Origin of the sequence: Aquimarina intermedia (assembly GCF_008124785.1) — a bacterium.
GTDB classification, from domain to species: domain Bacteria; phylum Bacteroidota; class Bacteroidia; order Flavobacteriales; family Flavobacteriaceae; genus Aquimarina; species Aquimarina intermedia.
In genome coordinates, this window is sequence record NZ_VNHU01000011.1 from 14,425 (window position 1) to 36,932 (window position 22,508).

Annotated in this window: 25 protein-coding genes; 14 read left to right on the forward strand and 11 right to left on the reverse strand. The window is 36.4% G+C overall.

Going from position 1 to position 22,508, the window contains the following annotated elements; genetic code table 11:
* From BD809_RS13745 to BD809_RS13760, 4 genes are read left to right on the forward strand one after another with little or no spacing between them, the layout of a single operon-like run.
* Nucleotides 1-918, forward strand: a complete 918-nt coding sequence (locus BD809_RS13745) for a metal ABC transporter solute-binding protein, Zn/Mn family (protein WP_148783558.1) — start codon at nt 1-3, stop codon at nt 916-918.
* On the forward strand, nt 915-1,655 hold the full coding sequence (locus tag BD809_RS13750) for a metal ABC transporter ATP-binding protein (protein WP_148783559.1): 741 nt from the start codon (nt 915-917) through the stop codon (nt 1,653-1,655). Before BD809_RS13745 ends, BD809_RS13750 begins: the two co-directional genes overlap by 4 nt.
* Before the next feature lie 8 nt (nt 1,656-1,663).
* Complete coding sequence (locus BD809_RS13755) at nt 1,664-2,791, forward strand: metal ABC transporter permease (protein ID WP_148783560.1); 1,128 nt, start codon at nt 1,664-1,666, stop codon at nt 2,789-2,791.
* Entirely contained in the window at nt 2,788-3,951 is a 1,164-nt protein-coding gene (locus BD809_RS13760; protein ID WP_148783561.1) for a metal ABC transporter permease, read from the forward strand. Before BD809_RS13755 ends, BD809_RS13760 begins: the two co-directional genes overlap by 4 nt.
* A gap of 79 nt (nt 3,952-4,030) precedes the next feature.
* Here the strand turns inward: BD809_RS13760 and BD809_RS13765 are convergent, their stop codons facing one another.
* Complete coding sequence (locus tag BD809_RS13765) at nt 4,031-5,371, reverse strand: dihydrolipoamide acetyltransferase family protein (RefSeq protein ID WP_148783562.1); 1,341 nt, start codon at nt 5,369-5,371, stop codon at nt 4,031-4,033.
* A 215-nt stretch (nt 5,372-5,586) separates the two neighbouring features.
* Nucleotides 5,587-6,207 (reverse strand): recombination mediator RecR, encoded by a 621-nt coding sequence (gene recR, locus BD809_RS13770; RefSeq protein WP_148783563.1) that lies wholly within the window; start codon nt 6,205-6,207, stop codon nt 5,587-5,589.
* Between the two features lie 117 nt (nt 6,208-6,324).
* Here recR and BD809_RS15655 point away from each other — a divergent pair, with 117 nt between their 5' ends.
* The 5 genes from BD809_RS15655 to secA all read left to right on the forward strand — a co-directional run bounded on the left by BD809_RS15655 (nt 6,325) and on the right by secA (nt 11,484).
* Entirely contained in the window at nt 6,325-6,489 is a 165-nt protein-coding gene (locus BD809_RS15655; protein WP_170251893.1) for a hypothetical protein, read from the forward strand.
* Nucleotides 6,486-6,941: a GNAT family N-acetyltransferase gene (locus BD809_RS13775; RefSeq protein ID WP_211356725.1), complete on the forward strand. Its 456-nt coding sequence runs from the start codon at nt 6,486-6,488 to the stop codon at nt 6,939-6,941. Before BD809_RS15655 ends, BD809_RS13775 begins: the two co-directional genes overlap by 4 nt.
* Before the next feature lie 50 nt (nt 6,942-6,991).
* On the forward strand, nt 6,992-7,567 hold the full coding sequence (locus tag BD809_RS13780) for a cob(I)yrinic acid a,c-diamide adenosyltransferase (RefSeq protein WP_148783564.1): 576 nt from the start codon (nt 6,992-6,994) through the stop codon (nt 7,565-7,567).
* A gap of 133 nt (nt 7,568-7,700) precedes the next feature.
* Nucleotides 7,701-7,922 (forward strand): DUF2795 domain-containing protein, encoded by a 222-nt coding sequence (locus BD809_RS13785; protein WP_006989959.1) that lies wholly within the window; start codon nt 7,701-7,703, stop codon nt 7,920-7,922.
* Nucleotides 7,923-8,130: 208 nt separating this feature from the next.
* Nucleotides 8,131-11,484: a preprotein translocase subunit SecA gene (gene secA, locus BD809_RS13790; protein ID WP_148783565.1), complete on the forward strand. Its 3,354-nt coding sequence runs from the start codon at nt 8,131-8,133 to the stop codon at nt 11,482-11,484.
* A 75-nt stretch (nt 11,485-11,559) separates the two neighbouring features.
* Here secA and BD809_RS13795 read toward each other — a convergent pair whose 3' ends face one another.
* The 3 genes from BD809_RS13795 to BD809_RS13805 are packed head-to-tail and all read right to left on the reverse strand — an operon-like array spanning nt 11,560 to nt 13,253.
* The gene (locus BD809_RS13795) at nt 11,560-12,252 is read right to left on the reverse strand and encodes a peptidoglycan DD-metalloendopeptidase family protein (protein WP_148783566.1); all 693 of its coding nucleotides are present in this window, start codon (nt 12,250-12,252) and stop codon (nt 11,560-11,562) included.
* Between the two features lie 4 nt (nt 12,253-12,256).
* Complete coding sequence (locus BD809_RS13800) at nt 12,257-12,679, reverse strand: hypothetical protein (RefSeq protein WP_148783567.1); 423 nt, start codon at nt 12,677-12,679, stop codon at nt 12,257-12,259.
* Complete coding sequence (locus BD809_RS13805) at nt 12,663-13,253, reverse strand: RNA polymerase sigma factor (protein WP_148783568.1); 591 nt, start codon at nt 13,251-13,253, stop codon at nt 12,663-12,665. Before BD809_RS13805 ends, BD809_RS13800 begins: the two co-directional genes overlap by 17 nt.
* Nucleotides 13,254-13,385: 132 nt before the next feature.
* Here BD809_RS13805 and BD809_RS13810 point away from each other — a divergent pair, with 132 nt between their 5' ends.
* On the forward strand, nt 13,386-13,736 hold the full coding sequence (locus BD809_RS13810; protein ID WP_148783569.1) for a DUF6249 domain-containing protein: 351 nt from the start codon (nt 13,386-13,388) through the stop codon (nt 13,734-13,736).
* 73 nt (nt 13,737-13,809) lie between these two features.
* Here the strand turns inward: BD809_RS13810 and BD809_RS13815 are convergent, their stop codons facing one another.
* The 4 genes from BD809_RS13815 to BD809_RS13830 all read right to left on the reverse strand — a co-directional run bounded on the left by BD809_RS13815 (nt 13,810) and on the right by BD809_RS13830 (nt 17,403).
* A complete protein-coding gene (locus BD809_RS13815; protein WP_148783570.1) occupies nt 13,810-14,439 on the reverse strand; it encodes a hypothetical protein in 630 nt (209 codons plus the stop codon).
* A 496-nt stretch (nt 14,440-14,935) separates the two neighbouring features.
* On the reverse strand, nt 14,936-16,327 hold the full coding sequence (locus tag BD809_RS13820; protein ID WP_148783571.1) for a hypothetical protein: 1,392 nt from the start codon (nt 16,325-16,327) through the stop codon (nt 14,936-14,938).
* The gene (locus BD809_RS13825) at nt 16,320-16,928 is read right to left on the reverse strand and encodes a hypothetical protein (RefSeq protein WP_148783572.1); all 609 of its coding nucleotides are present in this window, start codon (nt 16,926-16,928) and stop codon (nt 16,320-16,322) included. Before BD809_RS13825 ends, BD809_RS13820 begins: the two co-directional genes overlap by 8 nt.
* The gene (locus BD809_RS13830) at nt 16,912-17,403 is read right to left on the reverse strand and encodes an RNA polymerase sigma factor (RefSeq protein ID WP_148783573.1); all 492 of its coding nucleotides are present in this window, start codon (nt 17,401-17,403) and stop codon (nt 16,912-16,914) included. Before BD809_RS13830 ends, BD809_RS13825 begins: the two co-directional genes overlap by 17 nt.
* Before the next feature lie 348 nt (nt 17,404-17,751).
* On the opposite strand from BD809_RS13830, the gene BD809_RS13835 reads away from it, so the two are divergent.
* Both BD809_RS13835 and BD809_RS13840 read left to right on the forward strand, forming a co-directional pair.
* Entirely contained in the window at nt 17,752-17,958 is a 207-nt protein-coding gene (locus tag BD809_RS13835) for a hypothetical protein (protein WP_148783574.1), read from the forward strand.
* A gap of 145 nt (nt 17,959-18,103) precedes the next feature.
* Complete coding sequence (locus BD809_RS13840; protein ID WP_148783575.1) at nt 18,104-18,616, forward strand: hypothetical protein; 513 nt, start codon at nt 18,104-18,106, stop codon at nt 18,614-18,616.
* Here BD809_RS13840 and BD809_RS13845 read toward each other — a convergent pair.
* The gene (locus BD809_RS13845) at nt 18,603-20,207 is read right to left on the reverse strand and encodes a phytoene desaturase family protein (RefSeq protein ID WP_148783576.1); all 1,605 of its coding nucleotides are present in this window, start codon (nt 20,205-20,207) and stop codon (nt 18,603-18,605) included. The two genes, BD809_RS13840 and BD809_RS13845, sit on opposite strands and share 14 nt — an antisense overlap.
* Nucleotides 20,208-20,293: 86 nt before the next feature.
* On the opposite strand from BD809_RS13845, the gene BD809_RS13850 reads away from it, so the two are divergent.
* The gene (locus BD809_RS13850) at nt 20,294-20,854 is read left to right on the forward strand and encodes a DUF2911 domain-containing protein (RefSeq protein WP_148783577.1); all 561 of its coding nucleotides are present in this window, start codon (nt 20,294-20,296) and stop codon (nt 20,852-20,854) included.
* Between the two features lie 52 nt (nt 20,855-20,906).
* Here the strand turns inward: BD809_RS13850 and BD809_RS13855 are convergent, their stop codons facing one another.
* Nucleotides 20,907-21,332: an organic hydroperoxide resistance protein gene (locus BD809_RS13855; RefSeq protein ID WP_148783578.1), complete on the reverse strand. Its 426-nt coding sequence runs from the start codon at nt 21,330-21,332 to the stop codon at nt 20,907-20,909.
* 95 nt (nt 21,333-21,427) lie between these two features.
* On the opposite strand from BD809_RS13855, the gene meaB reads away from it, so the two are divergent.
* Nucleotides 21,428-22,507: a methylmalonyl Co-A mutase-associated GTPase MeaB gene (gene meaB / locus BD809_RS13860; protein WP_148783579.1), complete on the forward strand. Its 1,080-nt coding sequence runs from the start codon at nt 21,428-21,430 to the stop codon at nt 22,505-22,507.
* Nucleotide 22,508 lies beyond the last annotated feature (1 nt).

The window sequence follows — 22,508 nt, forward strand, 5'->3', positions numbered from 1 at the left end:
ATGAAACTGCACACCTTATTTTTAGCCTTGTCTCTGGTATTTTTGAATTCTTGCAAAGAGAAAACTAATACATCCGGTGCTAAATTGAGAGTTGTTACTACAACTTCAATGATTACAGATCTGGTAAAACAAATCGGAGGAGATGCCATTCAACTAGAAGGACTTATGGGGTCTGGCGTGGATCCACATTTATATAAAGCGAGTGAAGGTGATGTGTCCAAATTAGTAGATGCTGATGTCATTTTTTACAATGGACTACACCTTGAAGGAAAATTGGTCGAAGTTTTTGAAAAAATGCAGCAACGTAACAATAAAACTATAGCTATCGGAGAAGCTATTGACAAAAAAGAGCTTATTGGATCAGAGTACTTTGCATCTAACTATGATCCGCATATTTGGTTTAGTGTGGAAAACTGGATCGAAGTAACCAAATTTGTTACCGAAAAATTAAAATCTATAGATCCTAAAAATGAAGCGATTTTTGAAACAAATTCTGCCGCGTATTTATTAAAACTTCAAGCACTTGAACAACGTCTTCTAAAAACTATCGCTACCTTACCGGTTGAACAGCGTATTCTGGTTACCGCTCATGATGCTTTTAGCTATTTTGGAAAAGCATATCAGTTTGAAGTAGTAGGTTTACAAGGATTATCCACCGCAACCGAAGCTGGGGTACAAGATGTACAAAACATTGCCAAATTTATTATTGATAAAAAGGTAAAAGCTATTTTTGTAGAAAGCTCAGTACCCAAAAGAACAATTGAAGCATTGCAAGCAGCGGTTCGCTCCAAAGGAAGTGAAGTTACTATTGGAGGTACTCTTTTTTCAGACGCCTTGGGTAACCCCGAAACAAATGAAGGAAACTACATAGGAATGTTTGAATATAATGTAAACACCATAATAGACGCTTTACGATGAAAGAGAATAACATTGCCATTAAAATAGATGATCTAACTGTTGCTTATAATTACAAACCGGTACTGTGGGATATTGACTTAGCAATTCCTGAAGGCGTTCTTATGGCAATAGTAGGTCCCAATGGTGCAGGTAAATCTACATTGATAAAGTCAATTTTAGATATTATAAAACCTATTGCCGGCAGTGTTAAAATATATGGTAAACCTTATAGAAAACAACGACATCTTGTAGCCTACGTCCCTCAAAAAGGTAGTGTTGACTGGGATTTTCCCACCACAGCCTTAGATGTTGTTATGATGGGCACCTATGGGAGTTTGGGATGGATCAAACGCCCGGGGTTAAAAGAAAAAAAAGCAGCACTCGAAGCTTTAGAAAAAGTTGGAATGCTCGGTTTTCAAACCAGACAAATCAGTCAGTTATCAGGAGGGCAGCAGCAACGAATCTTTTTAGCCAGGGCGCTCGTACAAAATGCGTCCATCTATTTTATGGATGAACCTTTTCAAGGGGTGGATGCAACTACAGAAAAAGCAATCATTAATATCCTTAAAGAATTGAGAAAAGCCGGAAAAACTGTTGTGGTAGTACACCATGACTTGCAAACAGTTCCTGAGTATTTTGACTGGGTGACATTTCTTAACGTAAAGAAGATTGCAACGGGTCCGGTAAAAGATATCTTTAATGATAATAACCTGACCAAAACGTATGGTATTAATTACAAAGTAAGCATACAGCAATAAACTATATCATGGATTTACTTGAATATATAGAACTTGTTTTTACAGATTACACTTTGCGCACCATTACCATGGGTACCGCAGTGCTTGGTGCCATATGTGGTATGTTGGGAAGTTTTGCTGTATTACGCAAGCAAAGTTTATTAGGAGATGCAATATCGCATGCGGCTTTACCCGGTATTGCCATTGCTTTTTTAATTATCGAAACTAAGAGTAATTCTATCTTTCTTCTAGGCGCTCTTATCAGCGGATTGGTAGGTACGTTTTGGATTCGTGGTATTACCCGTAAAACGCATTTAAAATCTGATACTGCTTTAGGGCTAATTTTGTCATTATTTTTTGGCTTTGGGATGCTATTACTTACCTACATACAGAAAATACCAAACGCTCATCAAGCGGGGCTTGCAAATTATCTTTTTGGTCAAGCTGCTACCTTAATGGAAGCGGATGTTTGGCTGATGACTGTTGTAACAGGCATAAGCCTGATTGTATTGCTTTTATTCTGGAAAGAGTTAAAACTTTTATTATTTGATAGTGACTATACTAAAACACTAGGCTTTAATGTCCAGTTTTTAGATATTCTAATTACCTCTTTTATTGTTATAGCAATCGTATTGGGCCTGCAAACCGTAGGCGTCGTGTTAATGAGTGCAATGCTCCTTGCTCCGGCAGCAGCGGCAAGACAATGGACAAACAGTCTGGGAATTATGGTTATACTGGCAGCAATTATTGGCGCTTCCTCAGGGATTGTTGGTACAGCAATTAGCGCCAGTCAAAATAACTTATCTACCGGACCAGTAATTGTTTTGGTCGCAGCAACCTTTGTTCTTTTTTCTTTTATTTTTTCTCCCAAACGCGGTTTACTGTTTCGTGAAATTCGGTTTAGAAAAAACAGAAATGACTTAGAGTTACATAAGACTTTGTCTTTTATGTATAACATTGCTAAAACTCACAAAAATATTTCCCATCCCCATGCTATCAAAATCTTGAACAATTTCCAAGGCTTTTCCAAACGATCTCTAAAAGAGCTTGCCGATAAGGATTATATACAATTAAAACGAAATACGTGGTCTATGACGGAAGCCGGATTCAACACTGCTTCCAATCTTTATGATCAATTAACGAATCAGAATCAATGAGCAACGCACAAATAGAAATACAACTCATTGCTATCCTAGTCGCTATCGCATGCGCCCTCCCGGGAACGTTCCTGGTATTGCGCAAAATGGCTTTGATTACTGATGCTATAAGTCACTCTATCCTGCCTGGTATAGTAGTGGGCTTCTTTATCACTCAGGATCTGTCTTCTCCATTACTCATTTTTTTAGCAGCTCTTACCGGAGTACTAACGGTAGTTTTGGTAGAGTTTATTCAAAAAACGGGATTGGTTAAAGAGGATACTGCGATAGGACTCGTTTTTCCTGCGTTATTTAGTATTGGTGTTATTATGATTGCCAAAAACGCAAATGATGTCCACCTCGATATTGATGCTGTTCTTCTGGGAGAATTAGCATTTGCCCCGTTTGACCGTTTTATTTATAATGACCTTGATTTAGGCCCTAAATCTCTTTGGGTAATCGGTATAATACTCTTGGTCACCATCACCCTATTGATCACCTTTTTTAAAGAATTAAAATTAAGCACCTTTGATGCTGGTTTAGCTGCTGCGCTTGGTTTATCTCCTGTAGTACTACATTACGGCTTAATGACCGTAGCCTCCATCACTACCGTTGGTGCTTTTGATGCTGTGGGCGCAATTTTGGTAATTGCATTAATGATCGCTCCGGCAGCAACCGCCTATCTTTTGACCAATGATTTGAAAAAAATGTTGCTACTGGCAGCAACGTTTGGTGTTGTATGTGCACTTTCGGGATATTGGATAGCTCATTGGCTGGACATCTCTATTTCCGGAGCTATGACGACAACTTTAGGCATTTTATTTTTATTGGTCTACTTATTTGCAAAAAACAAAGGCTTATTCTCTGTTCTCTATCGTCAAAAACGGCAACGTTTAGAAGTATCGCTGCTCACATTTTTGTTACACCTTCAAAACCACAAGGATGATGCTACAGAAAGACATGTAAAGCATCTAAATGAACATATTAACTGGCAAAAAGTACAATCCAAGTCAGTTCTAAGACTTGCGCTACAAAACAATATGATTCAAATAAACAATGATATTATATCCTTAACGGAAAAAGGGGAGCATTTTGCTGAAGAGGCCATAAACTATATTATGACCAATAAAAATGCAGAAATTGAAAATATGAAAAACCGATTTTTCTTGTTTAGAGGATAAGGGCATGATCCTATTATCAAAAGAAAAGCCACGAAATAGTATCTTTCGTGGCTTTTTTTGCTCTAATATTTTTAGTTTCTTAAAACTCTCTATTTGCATCAAATGCTTCTAAATATTCTTTAACACGTAAAACAAATTGTCCTCCAAGAGCACCATTAACCACACGATGATCATAGGAGTGAGATAAGAACATTCTATATCTAATTCCAATAAAATCCCCTTCAGGAGTCTCAATAACAGCTGGTACTTTACGTATCGCACCCACAGCTAAAATCCCTACTTGTGGTTGATTGATAATTGGAGTCCCCATGACACTTCCAAAAGTTCCCACATTGGTTACCGTATAGGTGCCGCCTTGTATATCATCAGGTTTTAGATTGTTAGTTCTTGCACGATTTGCTAAATCGTTTACTGCCTTTGTCATACCAACTAGATTCAGTTGATCCGCATTTTTAATTACAGGAACAATCAGATTACCATCAGGCAGTGCAGCTGCCATCCCTAAATTAATATTTTTCTTTTTGATAATCGTATCCCCCGAAACAGATATATTCATCAACGGGAAATCTTTGAGTGCCTTAGCGATTGCCTCCATAAATATAGGCGTAAACGTAATACTTTCTCCTTCTCGTTTCTGAAATTCATTCTTAACCTTCTTTCTCCAATTCCAGATATTGGTAACATCAGCTTCAATAAATGATTGTACGTGAGCAGAAGTCTGCACAGAATCAACCATGTGATGTGCGATAAGCTTACCCATTCGAGTCATCTCAATCACTTCATCCTCCCCCGAGGCAACCGGAGCTACTTTTGCAGGACTCGCCTTAGTCGGTTGTGGCGCTGTAGCAGCAGCCGAAGGTGTCGTTTTCTCTTTTTGAGCAACAACAGTCTGCTTTCCGTCTTTCCTATTTTCTAAGTACCCCAAAACATCATGCTTTGTAACACGACCATCCTTACCGGTACCTGAAATACTTTCTAATTCCTCTAAAGAAATACCTTCAGTAGCTGCAATATTTTTTACTAACGGAGAGTAAAACTGATCACTATCAGCGTAATCATTTGATTCCTCATTATGCACTGCTGCAGTACTTTCTTCTACTTGCGATTCGATTGCTTTTGCAGTTTCGGGAGCTGCCTCAAATTCTTTATTATCTGTATCATCATTTGCACTGCCTTCTCCTTCAACCTCTATAATGGCTACTGTTTGCCCTACTTTTACGACATCATCAATATCAAACAGTTTTTCGACCAGTACGCCTTCAACTTCACTTGGCACTTCACTATCCACTTTGTCGGTTGCTATCTCCAACACCGCATCATCCATCTCGATAGTATCCCCTACTTCTTTTAACCAAGTTGTAATTGTTGCCTCAGCAACACTCTCACCCATTTTAGGTAATTTCAGCTCAAATTTTGCCATATTCTTAATCGAAAGTATTTATAGGTTATATTTTTTGCGAATTTAGTTAAAAATAAGCTTAATAGTTATTTTTTCTGTACTAAAGTTTCTATAAAATGCGATTTCTGTACTCCGCCAAAACTCCTTTAACCGGAAAAATATTATTCAGAACATATTAAAGATAGCCTTAAGCCTATATACTCTTGCAAATATACTAATACTGAAGTATTTTATTCTTAAGAACTTTTTAAAGCTTGTTCTAGCGGAATTCTATTTATAATACTTCTGCCAAGTGTCACTTCATCAGCATACTCAAGTTCATCATTTACTCCAATACCACGTGCGATGGTTGAAGTTCGTATAGTAACTTCTTTTAACAATTTATATATGTAAAAATTGGTAGTATCACCTTCCATCGTAGCGCTTAATGCAAAAATAAGTTCGGATACTTCTCCTGACTTAGCTCTCTCAACTAAGGAAGCGATGGCCAGATCATGAGGACCCACTCCATCTAACGGACTTATTTTTCCGCCTAATACGTGATATAGCCCTCTATATTGACTGGTACTTTCAATGGCCATCACGTCACGAATATCCTCTACTACACATATAGTATCCTGAACTCTATTAGGATTCGAACAAATATGGCATATTTCTAAATCACTGATACTGTGACATTTTTTACAAAATTTAATATCCTTACGCAGCGTAGTAAGTGCGCTTGCCAAATTTATAGTCTGTGATTCTGGTTGCCTCAATAAATGTAACACTAATCGCAATGCAGTTCGTTTACCAATACCCGGCAGCTGAGACATTTCATACACTGCATTCTCTAAAAGTTTTGAAGAAAATTCCATAGCCCTGCAAATTTAATATTTTTAATCTGAGTCTGCACGAATTATTAAAGGATATCACAAGTAAATCCTGTAAGAAAAGTTTGTTTTTAGTATTTTTACAGCTTAAACTATAATTCCATGTTTTCATCACTTTCAGAAGAAACACAACTTGTATTAGCCATCATAGCCATTGCGTTATTATTTGGTTTGGTAGTATGGAACTCAAAAAAGAATAAAAGCAAACTCTATCACAGGGATCAACGAAACTTTAGAAAAAACTATTACAAAAAAAAGAAAAAGTGATCACACTACGCAGGGTTCCCAACACCGACAAGAATTTTATAGCACTAGTTCAAGCTCTAGACAAGGATTTAGCCATCCGTGATGGAGAAGACCATGATTTTTACAATCAGTTTAATGGTCTAGGGAATATTCATCATTGTGTGGTAGCTTACAATAATGAGGATAAGGCCGTAGGGTGCGGAGCTTTTAAGGAATACAATAAACAGGAAACGGAAATCAAACGTATGTATGTCCTGCCTGAAACCAGAGGTCAAGGAATCGCACTTATCATATTAAATCAGCTAGAGAGTTGGTCTAAATCGTTAGGGTATACACAATGCATTTTAGAAACAGGTATACAACAACCCGAAGCAATCGCACTATACAAAAAAGCCGGCTACTCAATTACTGACAACTATGGTCAATACACAGGAGTCACTAATAGTATTTGCTTTGCTAAAAAATTAAAATAAATGCTATTGTTCTGTAAAGTATACCCACTCAATAAAACATTCAAACTATCATGAAAATTTACACAAAGACTGGTGACAAAGGTACCACGGCTTTATTTGGCGGAACCAGAGTTCCTAAACATCATATAAGAATTGACAGCTACGGCACCGTTGACGAACTCAATTCACACATAGGCCTTATACGCGATCAAGACATTGATCCGAAGTACAAATCAGATCTTATTAAAATACAGGATCGATTGTTTACTATTGGCGCTATCTTGGCGACAGATCCTGAAAAAGCGGTCCTTAAGAGTGGAAAAAAAAGGTTAGCTATTCCAACAATATCTGTTGAGGATATTACATTTTTGGAAGAACAAATCGATCAAATGAATGAAGCACTGCCTCCAATGACCCATTTTGTTTTACCAGGTGGACATACAACAGTGTCATTTTGTCACATCGCTCGTTGCGTATGTCGCCGAGCAGAGCGATTGAGCACTGCTTTGTTCGAACTAGAGCCTTTTGAAGAAAATGCACTCCCTTATCTCAACAGACTTTCTGACTATCTTTTTGTGCTGGCACGAAAATTGTCCTTTGATCTGAAAGCAGAAGAAATAAAGTGGGTTCCTAGTAAGGAAAACTAGAAAGTCCGTAAAATTTAACGATAAGATTCACTCTTAAAAATACGTTCTTAAAATTATTGTGTAAATAATTGAATTTTTACTTGACTTTTTAAACTAAAAAATTATTTTTGCAAAAATTAAAACCAGTAAAAATATGTATTGGACATTAGAACTAGCATCGTATTTAAGTGATGCTCCCTGGCCGGCTACAAAAGATGAATTGATTGATTATGCAATTCGAACTGGAGCACCGTTAGAGGTTGTTGAAAATTTACAATCAATTGAAGATGAAGGAGATTCCTATGATTCTATAGAAGAAATATGGCCAGATTATCCCACGGACGAAGATTATCTTTGGAACGAAGATGAATATTAAAAAACTTTGAAATAGTGCTAAAAGTCTCGCAAGAGGCTTTTTTTTTGCGTAAATTACGCCCTATAAAACCTATTCTTTTTAGATAACTTCTTAACTGTGTGTTGTCTGAAAAAATAACTGATTGCTTTCCTTAAGAAAGAGAGCCGAACATAAAATCCAGTATGACACATGTTTTACTGTGATATACTTAAAATATATAACCATAATTATGGGAATTTTAGATTCTGTACTTAAAGTATTTGTTGGAGATAAATCCAAAAAGGACATAAAAGAAATTCAGCCAAAAGTTGAATTAATCAAAAAGGCTGAAAAAGAGATTGAAGGACTTACAAATGATGAACTGAGAGCACGCACTCAAGCGTTCAAAGCTCAAGTTAACGATGCGCGATCCGAAGTACATCTTAAAATCGAAAATCTGGTTAGGGAAGCCAACGATATCGAAGATATTGACCGCAAAGAAGATATCTATAATGAAATTGATAAGCTGAAAGATGAAGCTTATGAAATAACAGAGCAAACACTTGCTGATATATTACCTCAAGCTTTTGCAGTAGTTAAAGAAACAGCTAAACGCTTTACCAAAGAAAATACGCTAACGGTAACAGCATCAGCGTATGATCGAGAACTGTCCGGTCAAAAAACATATGTCAATCTTGATGGTGATAATGCCGTTTGGGAAACCAGTTGGGATGCAGCCGGAAAAGAGGTCAAATGGGACATGATTCATTATGATGTTCAGCTGATTGGTGGTATTGCTATGCACCAAGGAAATGTTGCAGAGATGCAGACAGGAGAAGGTAAAACATTAGTGGCTACGCTTCCTGTGTATTTAAATGCGCTGACCGGTAACGGTGTTCATCTGGTAACAGTAAATGATTACTTGGCAAGACGAGATAGTGAATGGATGGCACCAATTTTTCAGTTTCATGGACTCACTATTGATTGTATAGACAATCACCGTCCAAACTCTGCAGAACGACGCGCAGCCTACAACGCTGATATTACCTATGGTACTAACAATGAATTTGGTTTTGATTATCTGCGGGATAATATGTCACACTCACCGGATGATCTGGTACAACGTCCTCATAATTATGCGATTATTGATGAGGTGGATTCGGTTTTAATTGATGATGCCAGAACGCCATTGATCATCTCGGGACCTATTCCAAAAGGTGATGTGCATGAATTTGACGCCTTAAAACCAAAAATTGCAGATGTTGTTGCGGTACAACAAAAGTTGTTAACTACTGTATTGGCAGAAGCTAAAAAACTAATCAAAGAAGGAAACACCAAAGACGGTGGATTTAAACTGCTTCAGGTGTATCGTGGTATTCCTAAAAATAAAGCACTGATTAAGTTTTTAAGTGAAGAAGGTATAAAATTACTACTTCAGAAGACTGAGAACTTCTACATGCAGGATAACAATAGAGAAATGCATAAAATTGATGCAGACCTCTATTATGTTATCGAAGAAAAAAACAATCAAATTGATCTTACCGACAAAGGGGTGGATTATTTATCAGGAGCAGATGATCCTGACTTTTTTGTACTTCCGCAAATCGGAATGGAAATTGCAAAAATTGAAAATAAAAACTTATCTAAAGAAGAGGAAGCTGAACAAAAGGAAGAACTTTTTAGAGACTATAGTATCAAAAGTGAACGTATCCACACCTTGCGTCAATTATTAAAAGCATACTCGCTTTTTGAAAAAGATGTGGAGTACGTTGTAATGGACAACAAAGTTAAAATCGTTGATGAGCAAACGGGTCGTATCATGGATGGACGTCGTTATAGTGATGGTTTACATCAGGCGATTGAAGCTAAAGAAAATGTCAAAATTGAAGATGCCACACAAACCTTTGCTACGGTAACACTTCAGAATTACTTTAGAATGTACCGTAAGTTATCCGGTATGACAGGTACAGCAGTTACTGAAGCTGGAGAATTATGGGAAATCTACAAATTAGATGTGGTTGAGATTCCTACGAATCGCCCGATTGCTAGAAAGGATAAAGAAGACTTAGTTTACAAAACTAAGCGTGAAAAATACAATGCCGTTATTGAAGAGGTTACTGAACTTTCTCGTGCCGGCAGACCTGTGCTGATTGGTACAACTTCTGTTGAAATTTCAGAACTTTTAGGGCGTATGCTTACCATACGTAAAGTACCGCATAATGTCCTGAATGCAAAGTTGCATAAAAAAGAAGCTGATATTGTAGCCGAAGCCGGAAATCCGGGTGTTGTAACCATTGCAACAAATATGGCTGGTCGTGGAACAGATATAAAATTAACCGATGAAGTTAAAAAAGCTGGCGGTCTAGCCATTATCGGTACCGAACGTCACGATTCTCGCCGTGTGGACAGACAGTTACGTGGTCGTGCCGGTCGTCAGGGAGATCCAGGTAGCTCTCAATTTTATGTATCCTTAGAGGATAACTTAATGCGATTATTCGGATCTGAGCGTATTGCCAAAATGATGGATAGAATGGGACTCAAAGAAGGTGAAGTTATTCAACACTCCATGATCTCAAAATCTATCGAACGCGCACAGAAAAAAGTAGAAGAAAATAATTTTGGGGTACGTAAGCGTCTGTTAGAATATGATGATGTGATGAATGCTCAGCGTGAAGTGGTCTACAAGAGACGTTATCACGCACTGTACGGTGAACGTCTTAAGTTGGATATCGCCAATATGATATACGATACCGCCGAGGTAATTACCGAAGGAAATAAGGCTGCACAAGACTTTAAAAATTTCGAATTTGAATTGATTCGTTATTTCTCCATGAGTAGTCCGGTGTCTGAAGCTGAATTTGAAAAGAAAGATGCTCAAAAAATAGCCGGCGAAGTGTACAAGGCTGCTTATTCACATTATCAAGATAAGATGATGCGTAATGCTGAAGCTGCTTTCCCGGTGATCAAGCAGGTATATGAGGACCAATCTAATAATTATGAACGTATTCTTGTTCCTTTTACAGATGGAGTAAAAAGTTTGAATGTAGCGACAAACCTTCAAAAAGCTTATGAGAGTGAAGGAAAGCAGTTAATCACAGACTTCGAGAAAAATATCACTTTAGCCATTATTGATGACGCATGGAAAACACATCTGCGTAAAATGGATGAGCTAAAACAAAGTGTGCAATTAGCGGTGCATGAACAAAAAGATCCTTTGCTTATATACAAGTTTGAGGCTTTTGAATTATTCAAGGCCATGATTGAAGAAGTTAATAAAGATGTTATATCATTTTTATTTAAAGGTGAACTACCTACGGGTAACACTCAAGATATTTCTGAAGCGAAGCAGGTACGCAGAAAAGAAAGATTGGAAACCACTAAAGAAGAAATTCCTAATCTTGATGAGCGTGCTTCACAGGGTCGATCGGCCGGACAAACTCAACAGCAACAGGTTACAGAAACTATTGTTAGAGAACAACCTAAAATTGGGCGTAATGATAAAGTAACCATAAAACATGTTATGAGTGGAGAGAATAAATCCATGAAGTTTAAACAAGCGATCCCACTACTTCAAAAAGGAGAATGGGTGATTGTAGAGGATTAATACATAATATACAATAATAAAAAACGGATGATATTTCATTAATATCATCCGTTTTTTTATTCATAAGAGCAGGTCTTATGTGATTTTTAAAAGCAAATTTGGATCCGGACAGTTCTTTATAAATTTTTGAATTTGCAGCGTGTTCGATACGCCGGGATAATCGCCTTCATTACCTTCCAAATCTTTTATAATCTGAAAATGTAAATGAGGAGCATAGGTTCCATTTACAGACGAATCACCTAGTCGTGCAAATACTTCTCCTTTTCCTATCGTTTGTCCCTTATGAATGTCCTCTAAAGAATCTAAGCTCAAATGACCATAGAGCGTATAGAATGTAATTTTGTCTATAATATGTTCTAGAATAATAGTAGGACCGTAATCTCCAAAATTTGTGTTATTTTTAATACTGTGCACTCTTCCATTTAGCGGTGCTACTATTTCCGCTCCTGCTGCACACCAAATGTCTAAGCCCAAATGTATATTTCTTTCTAAATCTGGATTTTCTTGGTTAAAATATGTGCTACGCTTGTATAAATCCCTCTTTTCAAGATACCCGCCATACGCCATCGTACTGCCTTTAGAATTTAAAAAAGTATTGATGTAATTCTCAAAAGCCTCTGGTGATGTGATATCAACTTCTAGTAGCGCTGAGTTTGATGGAGATAAATCTATAGGCGAATAACGCTCTTTGTTCTGAGGATCAATGACGACTGGTGTAAATGTATCTGTAACATCTTCTATAAATTTTTTAAAAAAATTGGTGTCCATATTTTTATTTTAAACTTGTATTCGCAGTAAATTCTCTATCAAATCTACGCTTTAGCACGGGTACTTGAATACTAAAATATAAAATTAGGAAAGAAATACTATATACAGTCGTTTGATAAGGAACAAAATCCGGCAATGAAAACAAAAACATCATATTCTTAATCTTTGTCATTGATATGAAGTTGATAGTAGTTTCATTGGAGCCAACTTCTGTAATTATTGCAACCAGTATTATGAAAAAAGTAATCACCCCAATTGCAATCCATTTCTTAGCCGTCAACAAGGGTGTATAAGGCTGTATTTCATTGGTTTTTATAGCCTCCTCTTTTCTAACACTATCCATTACCTGGACTAAAAAATTTGGTGAAACCTGGGATAATCCCGCTTCTTTGGCGAGCGTCTCTAAATCATCAAATGGCTCTTTCATTGGGTATACGGTTTTCAGAAACATGATAAGATTTTAGCAAGGTATATAACTTCTTTCTGCTTCTATGTAACTTAACTTTTATATTTGACGGACTCATTCCGGTAATGCTACTTATTTCTTTTATATCTTTTTCTTCAAAGTAAAATAAAGTTATTAGCGAGGCTTCCATTTCAGAAAGTTTCAAAATTGCATTTTTTATAATCTCTTTTCGCTCTTTATCTTCCAATAACTGAAATGCGTTTTTTACATCTTCTATTATATGAGCTGTCAGATCGCTATCTATATCCACTGGTGTAGCTTGCCGTTTTTTAGCCTTAAGATAATCTAAACTTTTGCGATAGGCTATGGTGTATAGCCAGGATGAAAACTTCGATTTACCTTCAAAACCAGCTAATGATAAATATGCTTTAATAAATGTATCTTGAGCTATCTCTTCTGCTATTTCATGATTTCTGACCATTCTGATAACCAATGTATAAATAAAATTTTGATACCTCTCAATAAGTATTGCGTAAGCATCTATATCGCCTGCTAAAATAGCGTCTATATGATATTGATCTGACTGATGGTCCATTACTAATAAGACGTCAACAAATTTATCTGGTTACAAATATGGATAAATAATTTTTATTCCCATAAGTGTAACCTTAGCTATCTCTTGAGCGTCCTAGAAATAAAAAGAACATTCACTTTTAAACTTTTGATTATGCAATTTTCAGAACTTTTAATACCCTTATCATTTTTTGCATTAGTTTTTGGCATCTACTATTTATTTATTTCTGCCAGAAACAGAGAACGCATGGCTTTGATAGATAAAGGTGCCGATGCCTCAATTTTTTATAGCAGTAAGGTTACCAGAGTTACCCCTATTTGGAAAGTACTTTTACTAAACCTCTCCCTTTTATCAATGGGTATTGGTATCGGTATATTTATAGCAGGTATTTTGAATAGTATTTTAGGAGTAGCAGATGAAATTGCCTATCCAGGTACAATTTTCTTAATGGCAGGAATTGGATTATTTGCAGGCTTTACTATGACAAAAAACTTGGAGCGTTAAAAACGCTATAAATCTTTAAAACAAAAAAACCGACTTCTTAGTCGGTTTTTTTGTTTTATCTTGTAGCTTCTTATTAGAAGTTTGCCACCGCCTGCTCCTCTTCTTCCTTGTCAACCTTTTCTATAACTACCGCAAATCCTCTGTTATTTTCTATAAGATACCTCCCTGCTGATAATAATTCTAAATCAATTTTTGGAGTAGTTTTGGTAAGAATATGGACAATATTTTTAACTTCAAATAGTTTTATTTTATCACCCTCTTCAAAATTAAGAATGTTAACAATATTTCCTTTTTGACTTATTTCTAACCTACTTGTATGAGTCAAGAGCGTCTTGTACTCATCTTCGAATGTTGCTATCTCATCTACATTGGCATTATCAACTGCAACAAAGTCATTAGTTAAATAATCTTCAATCGCTAACTCATCATCGGTACGCTCCACTACTACAGATAATCCTTCATTGTTTTCTACTAAGTATCGTCCTACCGGTAAAAAGCTTAAATCTATTTGACCTCTGGTTTTGGACAAGATGTGTTCTCCTGTTTCAACTTCAAATAGTTTTATTTTATCTCCTTCTTCAAAATTGACCACATTGATGATCATTCCATCTTTTTCAATTTGAAGAACTTTTTCTCCATCGCTGTTGGCAACGATATTTTGGGTGAATAAAATTAAGCTTAATAAGAGTAGTGTTGTTTTCATAATGTTAGCCCTAAAATACGTAAGTCTGATACGTGATTACCTTACAATAGTAATTCTAATAATTTAAAAAAGAAAAGTATCTATTTGTTTTTAGATCAACTGTTTACGATTTTCGATCAACTACACAAAATTGGCTAAATATTAAGAATTAAAAAACTAATTTACTTTAAATCAGTGTTTTATAATATTTTAAAATGTTAAAAAATGGATTAAAAACACATTACCACAGACGAAACACGCTTTTTTCCCCATATTCTTACGGTAAAATCTTTGTGAAAATTGACATATATGTTTTTAAAAGTCAGTGCTTTCTTATTAAAACCTGAAACCAATTACTCTAAATCAAAGTGATAATATGCTACGTAAACAACAACCGATTACCTAAATTTTGAGAGAAATACAGACACATTTTTTATAATACTACTGAAGTCCGGAACTAAAAAATGCTGCAACCTTTATATAGTTACAACACCTTCTTATATATTTTACACTAAATTTATTGAAAAATTACATCGCTATATTTTGCATTGATAGTAATTGTCTTTTCAGTATCACGGGTATTTTGAAAGCCATTGATAAAGATATTGCCAAAGTTTTTCCTAACGTTGGTCTCTAAGGTTTTGGGTATAGAGATTCTGCTTTGCACTCCGTTATATGTGAAATTAAACGCTGCGGCAGGTAATTTTACTTTAAAATCACTATTCTCCACAACCAGATCCAAAGTAGAAAATTTATCACCCAATGAAGCTATAGTAATCGCACCAAAATTCCCGGCGATTGCCCCGTGCGTTTCTAATTCCTCTATATATATATTACTGGAATCAGCATTAACCCAAAGATCATTAGCATTCTGTATTCTGCAATTCTTAACATAACTAATCGCTAATTTACCCTGCTCCCACCGATGTACTAATATTGGAGAGTACGCTGCTTGAATAAACGTGTTCTGTCCATCTATGGTGTGTGCACTAAGCTGAGAATGCGATAAAAGTATACGTGCATCGGTAGCCCCATCACCTAAATCTAATGCTCCATGTCTAACCTTGAGCTTTAATCGTGCTTGTGCTGGAATCTTGATTTTGACAATTTTCTGAACTCCGCCTGAGTTTTTAGTTGTTGAGGGATATTTTTGATACACAGTAATGCTTGACTGAACTCTTACATTATTAATATCATTGGTAAATTGAGAGGCCCATTGTGCCATTCGCCTACCAAATTGTTCCTGCCAATACTGCAATTGCTGTTCTGAAGGGTTTCCATTAACTGTAATTTGGGTTTGAATATGCGGGACATTAACTTTACTTTCCTTCAGTTGCAATACTAAAGATTTCATTTGATTTTTGTAATCATCCCCAAACTTTTCCTGAATTTGACTTTCCCATTGTTTGATATAGCGCTCTTCATTCTGTTTATATTTCGAATAATCAAAGTTCATACTGGCCAAATTAGTTGCTAAGGCATTCGGCATAGGATTATTCTCAATGTTTTGTAGTACCGGTTTCAAGATATCACTAATAGCCGGATTAAGCTGTTGTAACTCCTTAACAGGAAGTTTACCACTTTTTGTAATTGAAGAGACACTATTTGACCAAGAAGCCGATGTCAATGAATTAATAGTGATTTCATTAGCGTCTCCTACTGCCGTCATCTCCCAGCTATCCAGTAATCGTTGCTTATCATCTTCTGATATTTCATCCCCTTGCACATAAGCACTTACTTCTACAGTATTCTTATTCCAAGGTTCAAAAATCACCTGAGTATAGCTTGCGTTCAAATTAACCACAACTTCCTTGTTTGTAGAAAACTTTTCTGTAAGCCGTACAACTTTATCCTGACTAAATCCGGATATGCTAGCTGTGCAAAATAAAAAGAGTGTAGATTTAAGCATGTATCTCGTTGTATTGTCCATCATCATCAATAGTCTCCAATTCTTTAAGTTTATCTTTAAGTCGTTTTAGCAGATCCAAGCGTAAGGTTAAATTTTCAATCATCGCTTCAACACTTTGCATATTTCCTACGGTTACCAGTTCATCATTGAGGCGTTGGTATTCTGCATCCAGATTGCTTAATCGCATCATAAAACTTTCTATCAGTTCTTTATTTGAGTCATTTTTTTCAATCTGCGAAAGCTCAAACTTTATACTCGTCAACAAATAATTTTCAACTTTTTCATATTCAGGAGATATTTTGGCTAAGGGGGAAGCCTCCTTGCTTAAAACTACCGTGGCGTTCTTGGTGATTTGATCATCCAAGGATACAATTTCATTGGTGTCTTTGTCTGACTGAAAAGGTTGATAGACGAATATTGACACAGATAATAGAATAGCAATACTTGCCGCAACATTAATCCATGTATAATACGTTCTTTTTAATTTTTTCGGAAGATTATTATCCAAGCGTTCCAAAAATCGTTCTTCATGTCCCGCACGCAAGGGCTCCAACGGCAGCTTACTATCCTGCTTCAGTAGTTCTCTAATATCCTGTGCCATCTCTCAAATGTTTTAATTTATCCTGAAGTTGTTTTTTACCTCTGTGCACCAGTGTTCTCGAAGACACCGGTGTAATATCTAAAATTTCACTTATTTCATTATGATCATAACCTTCAATAAGAAAAAGCATTACTGCATATCTATATTTTTCCGGCAACTCTTCTATAGCTTTTCTTACTTCATCAACGGTCACAGAATCTTCTACGGACCAGTCATTCTGATCTTCTACCGTAGCCATCACCTGCTCATTAATAGCCACCATATTCATTTTCTTGGCCTTGAGCATATCAATACTTTTATTAATCACGATACGCTTCAGCCAGGCGCCAAAAGTCACATCCCCGGTAAACTGATGCAACTTTGCAAACGCTTTGATAAAAGACTCTTGCATAGCTTCTTCAGCTTCAAACGGATCTTTAAGAAACCGCAGCGCAACGTAGTACATACCGGTGCTGTACTTATTGTAAAGTTTCATTTGGGCCTTTCGATCATTGGCCCGGCATAACTCTATTAGGTTATTTTTTAACAAGACTATTTCAACTTTTGGTTAGTGGTCATCCTTTACAGATGGTTGTTACGCTTATTCCTTTAAAAAGACGACAAACAGTTCTCTGTGTTGCAAAGGTCCACAATAATTTTTTTAAACTTCTTTTAAATAGCTATCAAATTCTATTCCCGAGAATTCATATTGAAAAAAAAGATCTTCAACCCCTTGATATTTAATAATATAGCATTTTGAACATTGTATTCTATCTTTTTTTACAAAAAACTAAAACCATTTACTGTTTAACTGCGTAGATATACAAAAGATAAAAAATACACTATGCAAGATAAATTAACTAGTTCAAAAAGAAGAGTAACGCTATTATCTCAAGTTGTTCTGGACTCAGAACAGATGATTGAAAAAATTGATTCATTAATTTCCTCTGCGTACACTCCGGAGTATGTCTTTACAGATCTTACAAGAGAACGTACGTTATTGGCTATTGAAACTATGAAAATCAAAAATAGAATAGCGTTATCGAACTAAGCTCTAGTTTCCAGTAAAACACAGAGATTTCCTTAACAATACTTTATAAGTTACTGTGAATTTTATACTAAAAAAGGTGTATTTAACTTGAGATTAAGAAGGTAGCATTTTCTCTACTTTTATATTGCAGCAAATATTAGGGCTTATGATTTACGATTATTCTTATTTGGATGTACTTATTACTGAAAGTGATGTCGCTACATTACATTATATTGAGGCCAGTGACAGTGTATCAAATGTAATTATCAAAAAGTTTCTAAAATCACAGAGTAACAAACGCAGTGGTTTTAGCAACCAGCTGAAAAATTCTTTAGAGCGTTTAGGATACAACTACTCTTTTCCAAAGGAATTAATGAATCCCTTAGGTTTTTTGCAAGAACTTAAAAGTTTTTTTATAAAGAAAGACGCCGATTATTATTTGAATCAATGCATCGCTCAGGATAAAAAAATCATTGAACTCGCAGAACGCATGGTTGACAAAGCCGTACTGCCATCTGATCTAATTAAACTTATTGCTAGTACCAGATCACAATTGATTGATGCCATAGGACAAGCGGTTATGTTAAAAAACACGATTAATAGCGATTCAGAAAATCCTAATATATTATTTGAGAGTACTTACAATTATATAAAACCTTTTAAGGCTAGCTCTTTGTAAACTTGCTTGTAATCTCTTTGAACTGACGAGACATATTCCATTTAATTATGGTAATTGCTGTTAAAATTCCGCTGGACATTGCGCCACCCACTCCAACTAAGGTTATATCCTGACCAGTGAGGTATAATCCCTTAATTTTTGTTCTAGGGGTAAGCTCTCTTTGAGTAAAACGCTCTGGGGCATGTGTGACTCCGTAAATCTCGCCTTCCTGATATCCACTAAATTTTTTTGTACTTAAGGGTGATGAAACTTCGGTATAAGCTATAGCATCCTCAAGGTGCGGATACAATTGCAGTAAAATTTTAAGTGCGGCGATCTCAAAGTCTTTTTTGAGGGTAGCATACCTATCTCCTCTATGCATCCATTCGGTATCCTCAAACTCTTCAAAATTTTCAAATTCAGTTTTACCGATAATTTGTATAGTTGACGTATTAGGATGCTTCTTGGACCAGGCGCTATCTTTGGATGACGGAAAGGAAATATATGCGAACGGTAGCTCGTTCTCTTTTAAGCTATGTTTCTCTAAATTCTCATCTAAATCATGACTTTTGTGCCACCAGATATTATATTTTGGCAATTCTAACTCTTTATCACTTTTATTGAGTCCGATATACAAGCAGAAATGCGCTGTGGATCTATGAAGTTTTGTATTACCACTCTTTAAACTGACCGCATGCTTCCCTTTCAATAACTTTTGAAAAGTATTATGTGCACCGGCATTACTAATTACGTTATTACAAGCGTATACACGACCATTTATTGATATTCCTGAAACTTTGTTTTTTTCAGTTATTATGTGATCTACGCGGGCTTTGATAAATACCTCAGTATTAAGTTCTTTAAGATGTTGTACGATTGTTTGTGGTATTGCATCGGCTCCACCTCGTGGATAATACCCTCCTTCCATAAAATGATTGACAACAATCGCATGTGCCGCAAAACTACTTTGTTTCGGCGGTAAACCGTAATTTCCACATTGTGCTGTTAAGGCTGCTATTAGCTCCATATTATCTGTAAATGACCGTAAAACCTCATACGTAGTTCTCTTTGCGATTGTTGCATGAAAACTTCTTAAAACCGGACCAATTATAGTACGCAATGGCGTGGGAAGCGCTTTTTGGACAAAAAACAGGAAGCTTTTCAATGTTGAGCTTTTAAGCTTTTTCAGATATGTATCTATTGCATCTTTGTCTTCGGGAAAATATTCATAGAATTTGTTTCTAAAGTTTTCTATTCCTGCGACATATTCATAACGTTTATCTCCGATATAGGCGACATCGTATGGATCTCCCATAGCGTCCCACTCCAACCGGTTATTTGATAAATAATTAAAAATCCCGCGTAACTTAGACTTTTCGCCCATATTGCCAACGTAATGTACCCCCACATCCCACTCAAAACCGTCTCTTCGTTTAAAGGTATGGGTGAACCCGCCCGGTGTATAATGCTGTTCTAAAATAACAACTTTCTTTCCGGCTTTGGCTAAAAAAACTGCTGTGGTCAATCCGCCAATACCGGATCCCACAATAATATAAGTATCTTTATCAAATGAAATATCCGGAGTAAATTTTTTGAAGTATTTTTCAGTCATATAGGTTTTGCATTGGGCTAAAAGTACATAAATTATATCACGCACTCTGACAAAAAGTTTCTTCACCTCCTAATTTTGATAGTATCATGAAAAAATCGTTGAAAATTGCAGGCATAAGTTCTATAGTGGTTATTCTAATGTTGATCACGACATTTTTTGTCCTTAAAAATCAAACTAAACAACATAGTCCCGAACAAACCGTAAATTATACTGTAAATCAATGCAATTTTACGGTCAATTATAATCGGCCCTATACCAAAGGAAGAACAATTTTTGGCGGTTTAGTACCTTTCCATCAAGTTTGGCGTACAGGTGCGAACGAGCCCACGACTCTTACCTTTGACAAAGATATTTTGGTTGATGGTTCTAAACTGCCACAAGGATCCTACTCAATTTGGACAGTACCTAAACCAAACTCATGGAAGATTATTTTTAATTCCAAGAAGTACGCCTGGGGTGTTAAATTCGATGGATCCGTTGCTCACGACCCAAACTATGATGCTTTGGTTATCGAGGTACCATCGCATCGTCTCACCTCTCCCGTAGAACAGTTTGCTATATTTTTTGATACTGTCAACGATTTTATTACACTTACATTACAATGGGAAGATACGTCGGTAGTAATTCCTATAAAAGTACTTGCATAAAAAAAGCCTTATGAAAATATAAGGCCTTTTTAGATAGTTTATTTTGAATCCTCTACTCGTCTAAAAGAAGATTGAGTGTAACATCAATATTATCACGGGTAGCACGAGAATAAGGACATATTTCATGTGCTTCATTCACTAAGGTCTCTCCGGTCTCTACATCCAACCCCGGTAAATACGAGTCCAAGACAACTGCCAGTTGAAAATCGCCTTCCTCTGTTTTTCCGAAATCCACATGTGCAGTAACGCTAAAGTTCCCTAAATCTACCTTGTGTTTTTCTGCTATCACTTGCAAGGCACTTCCATAACATGCAGAATATCCAGCTGCAAACAATTGTTCTGGATTAGTATATTTACCACCATCTCCACCCATTCCTTTGGGGACACTTAATGGAGTGTCTATAGCCTTATCATCTGTTGATACATGTCCGGTTCTTCCACCTTCTGTTGTTGCCACTGCTGTGTATAATGTCTTCATTGTATACTTTTATTTTTTATAATATGAAATGAATATAGCTGCTTAAACGGATTGTATCCAAAAATGAATTCATAAATTTGTCATAAATGTAATTTGTGGCTAAAGATACTTCTCAACATTCATCACAGGGAGATGCAAGTACACCTCCCAAAAACACTACTAACAAAGCGTTAGAGCGATTTAAGAAACAACAACCAAAAGAGCTTGATATCTCTTTATTGGTTGAACAGATTCTTTCGCACGACACTACAGCACTTAGTCAGGGGATTACATTGGTTGAAAGTACGCAAGCCAAACATGCAGAAAAAGCACAACAACTCATTAATCAATGTTTACCCCATGCCAATACTTCTATCCGCATTGGGATCACCGGAGTTCCAGGGGTAGGTAAAAGCACTTTTATTGAAGCTCTTGGAAACACGCTCATCAAAAAAGGTAAAAAAGTCGCGGTGCTGGCGGTAGATCCTAGTAGTACCATATCCGGCGGAAGTATTCTTGGTGACAAAACGCGCATGGAAACATTAGTACGATCCAAAGATGCGTTTATCAGACCCTCACCTTCGGGTAAGTCATTGGGTGGCGTAGCGCAAAAAACGCGTGAATCTATAATTCTTTGCGAAGCTGCAGGTTATGATATCATTATAATTGAAACCGTGGGTGTAGGTCAAAGCGAAACCGTGGTGCATAGCATGGTGGATTTTTTCTTGCTACTTAAGCTTGCCGGTGCCGGTGACGAGTTACAGGGTATTAAACGGGGTATTATAGAAATGGCTGATGCTATTGTGATCAATAAAGCTGATGGTGATAACCGAAAACATGCCAGAGAAGCCCGTAATCAGTTCAAAAAAGCACTTCATCTTTACCCTCAAAGTCCTAGTGGTTGGCTTCCGGAGGTTTTGATGTGCAGTGCGCTCCATAATGAAGGTGTCGAAGAGATCTGGGAACTTATTGAACGATATTTGGACATTGTTACTCAAAATCAATATTTTGAACAACATCGTGCTGAACAGAACACCTATTGGTTATTACAGACTATCGAAGAGCAATTAAAAACATCTTTCTATAATCATCCGGCAGTTAAAAAAGCTTTACAATCACAAATTGAAGCTGTACGTCAACATAAAATTACTCCTTTTGCCGCAGCACAGTTTCTCTTAGATCTTAATAAAGGATAGT